Consider the following 7,090-nt stretch of genomic DNA (forward strand, 5'->3'; position numbering starts at 1 on the left):
GACATGAAGCCCGCCCTTGCGGGGGCTTCGTCACCCAACATCTTCCGGTGCCTCTAGAGGGCTGGAAGGGCAAAGGAGACATTATGAATATTGAAAAATACACGGAACGCGTTCGCGGTTTCATTCAGTCGGCGCAGACTTTCGCGCTTTCTTCCGGTAATCAGCAGTTCACCCCTGAGCACATCCTGAAAATCCTTGTCGATGACGACGAGGGGCTTGCTGCATCGTTGATCGAGCGGGCCGGTGGACGCATTGCCGATGTGCGCCTTGGTTTGCAGAGCGCATTGGAAAAACTGCCGAAAGTTTCGGGCGGTAACGACCAGCTCTATCTCTCGCAGCCGCTGGCCAAGGTTTTCACATTGGCTGAAGAGCTCGCCAGCAAGGCGGGCGACAGCTTTGTCACGGTCGAGCGGCTGCTGACGGCGCTGGCAATCGAGAAATCCGCCAAGACATCTGAAATTCTTGCCGCAGCCGGTGTCACACCGACAGCGTTGAACAAGGTGATCAACGATATGCGTAAGGGCCGCACTGCCGATTCCGCTTCTGCCGAAAGCAATTACGACGCGCTGAAGAAATATGCGCGCGATCTGACCGAGGATGCCCGCAACGGCAAGCTTGATCCGGTGATCGGTCGTGACGAGGAAATCCGCCGCACGATTCAGGTTCTGTCGCGCCGCACCAAGAACAATCCGGTGCTGATCGGTGAGCCGGGCGTGGGCAAGACGGCGATTGCCGAAGGTCTGGCGCTGCGTATCGTCAATGGCGACGTGCCCGAATCGCTGAAGGACAAGCAGCTGATGGCGCTCGACATGGGCGCGCTGATTGCCGGCGCGAAATATCGCGGCGAGTTCGAAGAACGCCTGAAGGCTATCCTGTCGGAAGTTCAGACGGCTGCCGGTCAGGTCATTCTCTTCATCGACGAGATGCATACGCTTGTCGGTGCAGGCAAGACCGATGGCGCGATGGATGCGTCCAACCTGCTCAAGCCTGCGCTGGCTCGCGGTGAGTTGCACTGCGTCGGCGCAACCACGCTGGAAGAATATCGCAAATATGTCGAGAAGGATGCGGCACTTGCACGTCGTTTCCAGCCGGTCTTCGTGGACGAGCCGACCGTCGAGGATACGATCTCAATCCTGCGCGGCTTGAAGGAAAAATACGAGCAGCATCACAAGGTGCGCGTATCGGACTCCGCGCTGGTCGCCGCCGCAACGCTGTCCAACCGCTATATCACCGACCGCTTTCTTCCAGACAAAGCCATCGACCTTGTGGATGAGGCTGCGTCGCGCCTGCGCATGCAGGTCGATTCGAAGCCGGAAGAACTGGATGAGATCGACCGCCGCGTCATGCAGCTGAAGATCGAGCGCGAAGCCTTGAAGGTGGAAACCGATGCTGCTTCCAAGGATCGTCTGGTGCGTCTTGAAAAAGAGCTGACCGATCTGGAAGAAGAATCAGCTGAACTGACCGCCAAGTGGCAGTCGGAAAAGCAGAAGCTTGGTCTGGCTGCCGATCTCAAGCGCCAGTTGGAGGAAGCGCGCAACGCTCTGGCCACGGCACAGCGCAACGGTGAATTCCAGAAGGCTGGTGAGCTTGCTTACGGCAAGATCCCACAGCTTGAAAAGGAACTCGCCCAGTCCGAAAGCCAGGAGAACAGGGGTTCTCTGCTGGAAGAAACTGTGACGCCGGAACATGTCGGGCAGGTTGTTTCCCGTTGGACAGGGATTCCGGTTGACCGGATGCTCGAAGGCGAGCGCGAAAAGCTGTTGCGGATGGAAGACGAGCTTGCAAAGCGCGTCATCGGTCAGGGCGAAGCCGTTCAGGCGGTTTCCAAGGCGGTGCGCCGTGCGCGTGCTGGTCTTCAGGACCCGAACCGGCCTATCGGTTCGTTCATCTTCCTGGGCCCAACGGGCGTCGGCAAGACCGAACTGACCAAGGCGCTGGCCTCGTTCCTGTTCCAGGACGACACCGCGATGGTGCGCATCGATATGTCGGAATTCATGGAGAAGCATTCTGTGAGCCGCCTGATCGGTGCACCTCCCGGCTATGTCGGTTACGAGGAAGGTGGGGCGCTGACGGAAGCCGTTCGCCGGAGGCCCTATCAGGTGATCCTGTTCGATGAGATCGAAAAGGCGCATCCCGATGTGTTCAACGTGCTGTTGCAGGTTCTGGACGATGGGCGTCTGACCGATGGTCAGGGTCGCACGGTCGATTTCCGCAACACGGTCATCATCATGACGTCCAATCTCGGCGCCGAATATCTCGTCAATCTGGGCGAGAAAGACGATGTCGAAAGCGTTCGTGACGAGGTCATGGGTGTGGTCCGTGCGGCATTCCGGCCGGAATTCCTGAACCGTGTCGATGAAATCATCTTGTTCCACCGGCTGCGCCGCGAGGATATGGGTGCGATTGTCGATATCCAGTTGCAGCGTCTTCAGGCCTTGCTCACTGATCGCAAGATCGCCTTGGAGCTGGAAGAAGATGCCCGCGAATGGCTTGCCAATAAGGGATATGATCCAGCTTACGGCGCACGTCCTTTGAAGCGCGTGATCCAGAAGGAAGTTCAGGACCCGCTCGCCGAGCGTATTCTGCTGGGCGATATTCTGGACGGCTCCCTCGTCAAGATCACCGCCGGTTCGGACAGGCTCAATTTCCGTCCGGTTCGCGGTGCTCTCGAACCCGATCCGAAGAACGAAAGCGTGGACGCCTGACGTCCCGCTTGCTTGAACAAAGCACCGCAGTCGCAAGATTGCGGCGCTTTTTCTTTGCCTTGTTCAATTCGGGTGGGCGATCTCACAGAGCTTAGAGAAATATTACAGCTACAAATTTCAAAAAACTTGCCGTCACTTGGCCATTTTCATGTCCAGTTCATCTGGCATCTGCTGATAAATAGATAATCACTTATTAACCATATTCGCGGCATCCATGACCTGACGATCCGATTGAACGGTCTGATATTACGGGCACCTGGGACTTTCCTTCATGACGCATTCCATACGCATGCTCCGTTTCGCATTGTTTGCTTCTGCGGCTCTTCCCGCCACGAGTGCCGGGGCATTTGCGGAAGAAAACCGCGACGCCGCGCTCACGGAAGCTCCCGTGCAGCTGGCGCAGCTCTACGATCCGGGCGAAGAAGTCTATCACGACCGGCGCGTGCGCGTTTACATTGACCAATATGGTCGGCGGGTGACGATGGATCGTCGTGGCCGCATCATCAGCGTCGAGGATGCCAATAGCTACGACCGCAACAGCTATGACGGTCACAATAGCCGTCGGGATCCGCAGCAAGACGACAACTGGACGCTGAATGGTCCGGTCGATGGCGGTTCGCCTTACGACGGTTTCAGTAATGTGCCGGAAGACCCGAATTACTATCCCGCCGCACCGTCCGATCCGAGCTATCGCGGCAATCAGGATGGTCAGGTGCAGCGTTCGGAACTGCCGCCGTCCGGCGAAAACTATCCCGACAATACTGGCACCAACTCCGCCAGCATCGACCAGAATTATGGTGGTCAGGACAATTACGGTCAGCCTGGCTATGAGCAGCCGCAGAACGTGCCGCATTCGAGCGACATGGCGCCCGCCATCGAGATGCCGAAAGGCGAGGGTGCCAAGGCCAAGATCGCAGCCTTTCAGGTACTGCTGGATCGCGCTGGCGCATCGCCCGGCGTTATCGATGGCCGTTCCGGCAGCAATGTCGACAAGGCCGCTGCCGCATATGGTGAACTGACCGGAAAATCCATCAGCCCGAAGGATGATGCGGCAGTGAATGCCGAGCTTGAAGCCACGGGCGGTGCGGCGTTCTTCGAATATACGATCACCAATGAGGATGTCGGTCGCCAATATGTGGCGTCGATCCCGGAAGATTACGCCCATAAGGCGCAGCTTCCATCGATGGCTTATACGTCGGTGACGGAAATGCTCGGCGAGAAATTCCACATCGACGAAAACTACCTGAAGGAAATCAATCCGGGAGTGAATTTCAATCAGCCGGGTAGCGTGGTGAAAGTGCCGAATCTCGGCAAGCCGGTGCGCGCCAAGGTGGCGAGAATCATCGCCGACAAGGGACGCAAGCAGGTCCGTGGTTATGACGAAAGCGGCAAGCTCGTCGTGGCCTATCCGTCGACCATCGGCTCATCGGATAATCCGTCGCCGTCCGGCATCGTGCAGGTGGAGCGTATCGCGATCAACCCGAACTACACCTATAATCCGAAGATCAACTTCAAGCAGGGCAACAACGACAAGGTTCTAACGATCCCCCCGGGTCCGAATGGGCCGGTCGGAACGGTCTGGATTGCGCTTTCTAAGCCGACTTACGGCATCCATGGAACACCGGAGCCTTCCAAGATCGGGAAGACTTCCAGCCATGGTTGCGTGCGATTGACGAATTGGGACGCGGAAGAACTCGCCAAGCTCGTCAAGCCCGGCGTCACCGTCGAGTTTTCCGAATAGTTCAACCTTCACGGTTCAAACAGAAAAAGCCGGGCTATCATTTTGCGTGCCCGGCTTTTCATTACCCCTTGGTCGATGCGTTGGCAGCAAGTTTGGTGCTGTTGTCGTCGCTGTTCAAAAGCGTGTCGATGCGATCACGCTCCTGCTTGAAAGCTTCAAGCTCTTTGCCCTTCAAGGCCTTGTTGTCCGGCAGACGGATCCGCAGCGGGTCAACCTTGGTGCCGTTGACGATCATTTCATAATGAAGATGCGGGCCAGTCGAGAGGCCGGTCGAACCGACATAGCCGATCACCTGACCCTGGCGCACTCTTGCGCCGGCAGATACGCCGCGCGCGATTGCATTCTGGTGGCTGTAACTGCTGACATAGCCATTGGCATGGCGAATCAGGGTCTGATTGCCGTAGCCATTGGTCCAGCCCGCTTTTTCGACAACCCCGTTACCGGTTGCGATGATTGGCGTACCGCGCGGCGCGGCCCAATCGACGCCCGTGTGCATGCGGCTATAGCCGAGAATCGGGTGGCGGCGCATGCCGAACGGAGAACGGAACACGCCATTGGGCACCGGATTGCGCAGCAGGAACTGCTTCGCACTCTTGCCGCCTTCATCGAAATAATCGACGCTGCCATCCGGCGCCTGATAGCGGTAGAATTTTCGGGTCGTTCCGCTAAAAGTAGCGGCCACATAAAGGAGCTGCGAATCGCTGTCCGCCTTGTCCGCCTCGTCAGCGCCGTCCGGTAGCGAGAAGAAGGCGTCGATATTATCGGTCGGCGTCAACTGCGCCTGAAGATCCACGTCGGTGGCCAGCATTTTGACCAGCTGTTCGCGCATCGTTTCCGTCATGCCATAGGCAAGGGCCGCGCGGCTGATGCCGTCATAGACATTGGGCAGGTTGCCGCGGATGGCACTGGGGACGGCATTGCCTTCGAAAGCCGTCTGCAAAAGTGGTGTATCTTCGGGCTCATCCGACGGAACATATTGCTGGCGATCGTTGAGTGTGACCGTCACGAGATGCGTGGTGCGATTATAAATGCTCGCACGCACGATGCGGTCTTCGCCGTTGCGGGTTTCAGTCCCGATGCGCAGCACGCTGCCTTGTTTCAGGCGCGGAGAATTCATCATCTTGGAGAGAGCATCGACCATGGTCGACGTCTCATTGCCACTATAGCCTGCGTCTTCCAGCGCCTGCGCAATATCGGCGGTTTGCCGGAAGGGGATCAGTTCTTCCGAGAAGCCATCTTCCGTCTGCTCGTCATTGGCCTTCGGCGCGACACTGACATTCTCCTGCGTAATCTTTACGCCAAGCGCCGGGCCGAGCGCATAGGGGGAATCATTGCCGCCGAAGCGGACCGGATCGACATAATGCAGCGAGGCGACCTGAACATCACCGTCGGTCAACAGACCGCCAGTATCGCGAACGACCTTCTCAACTTCATCGACCGACAGATCGCTCGATGCATCGAAAGTTGCGCTGTTGAGCGGAAAATCGACGACGTGGAGGCTGACTTCGCTCTCAACTTTGGCACCATAAATCTGGCCGGTGTCTGCCGGTTGCGGGGCCGTTGGACCTTCGGAGAACACAGTCAGCGCATCGAATGCCGGATATTTTCGGCTGGTCGGGTGATCGACCGCCAGCGCCATGCTCACCAATTCGAACGGACGGGTGCGGATAACCTCGCGCTCCCCGACTTTCTGCATGGTGGAAAGGTCGAACCGCCGACGGTCGCGCGGCTGCTGCGCCGAAATCGTGCTGACGAGACGGCCACCCTTGGTGACAGCGCTTTCCTCGGTTGCACTTGGCATATCGTTGCGCGCCAGAATTTCAGGTGGGGTCGCCAATTGCTCGCGCCCGTCAAGGGCAGCGAAAAGAGCAACGCCGATCAGCATGCAAGAGGTGACGCCAGTCAGGAAGGTGCCGGCAAGCCAGCGTGCCGAAACTTCGCGCCGATCTGGAGGCCGTCGCCGTCCGCCTACGCTCAGCGGGGGCTCGTCACCCGGATCGAGATTATTCGGCCCCATATCCTTCATACTGCTATAGTAGGCCCTTCTTCTAAACCTGATGGCACGAAAACGTGCTTGAACATCGCTTGTCAGAAAAGCGACTTACGCGCTGATCCGATGCTAAGGTGTCTTCCTTTGTCGAGGGAAGGCTCCCAAACGGGCATCAGAGTTTTGCCTGCCGTTGACGCGTAAGTCAATGACAAGGCTGCCAGACGCCGATATCCACAACACCGCCGGATTGACGGACCGCTGGATGCGGCACAGCTAAATTTCGAATTTCGCGGAAGCTAGTTTTTTATTGAGGCTGGTTTGTGGCCCGGCCTTCCGCAACGGCATATTTCGCACCCTATATATAGCGTGCCAAAATCTTGGGATTTCGTGTCCTGTGGAAAGCTGTCAAAAAAATATCAAAAAACGTCAGAACCCTTGTTGACAGTTTTGTGGTGTGGGGCCTATATAGCGCCACAACGAGGGCGGCGACGCTGCTAGCGGCAGGTTGGTTCGTCCTTGAGTTCTGGTGAAAGTGGTTGACGAGAAGTTGGCTGATGAGTAGTTGGGGCGGCTGGAGCTGGATGGAAATCTGGTTTTGGATTTGAGGAAGTTACGGTTGATAAGATTGTGATTTTCTTGAAAAAAACGGGTTGA

General features: G+C 57.3%; 4 protein-coding genes. 2 read left to right on the forward strand and 2 right to left on the reverse strand.

The window, feature by feature from the left end:
- Positions 1–83: 83 nt before the first annotated feature.
- Together clpB and JAU75_RS20160 are read left to right on the forward strand one after the other, a co-directional pair.
- A complete protein-coding gene (gene clpB, locus JAU75_RS20155) occupies positions 84–2,705 on the forward strand; it encodes an ATP-dependent chaperone ClpB (protein WP_199058244.1) in 2,622 nt (873 codons plus the stop codon).
- Positions 2,706–2,976: 271 nt separating this feature from the next.
- Positions 2,977–4,446, forward strand: a complete 1,470-nt coding sequence (locus JAU75_RS20160) for a L,D-transpeptidase (protein ID WP_199058246.1) — start codon at positions 2,977–2,979, stop codon at positions 4,444–4,446.
- A 61-nt stretch (positions 4,447–4,507) separates the two neighbouring features.
- Here the strand turns inward: JAU75_RS20160 and JAU75_RS20165 are convergent, their stop codons facing one another.
- Positions 4,508–6,472: a M23 family metallopeptidase gene (locus tag JAU75_RS20165; RefSeq protein ID WP_199058248.1), complete on the reverse strand. Its 1,965-nt coding sequence runs from the start codon at positions 6,470–6,472 to the stop codon at positions 4,508–4,510.
- A gap of 390 nt (positions 6,473–6,862) precedes the next feature.
- A partial coding sequence (locus tag JAU75_RS23950; RefSeq protein ID WP_210339357.1) for a hypothetical protein occupies positions 6,863–7,090 on the reverse strand: 228 nt, incomplete at its 5' end.

Origin of the sequence: Ochrobactrum sp. Q0168, assembly GCF_016427605.1 — a bacterium.
Lineage (GTDB): Bacteria > Pseudomonadota > Alphaproteobacteria > Rhizobiales > Rhizobiaceae > Brucella.

Bases quoted from the DNA above. Each gene is read 5' to 3' on its own strand.
- clpB (WP_199058244.1), top strand. From the start codon at position 84: ATGAATATTGAAAAATACACGGAACGCGTTCGCGGTTTCATTCAGTCG.
- JAU75_RS20160 (WP_199058246.1), top strand. From the start codon at position 2,977: ATGACGCATTCCATACGCATGCTCCGTTTCGCATTGTTTGCTTCTGCG.
- JAU75_RS20165 (WP_199058248.1), bottom strand. From the start codon at position 6,472: ATGAAGGATATGGGGCCGAATAATCTCGATCCGGGTGACGAGCCCCCG.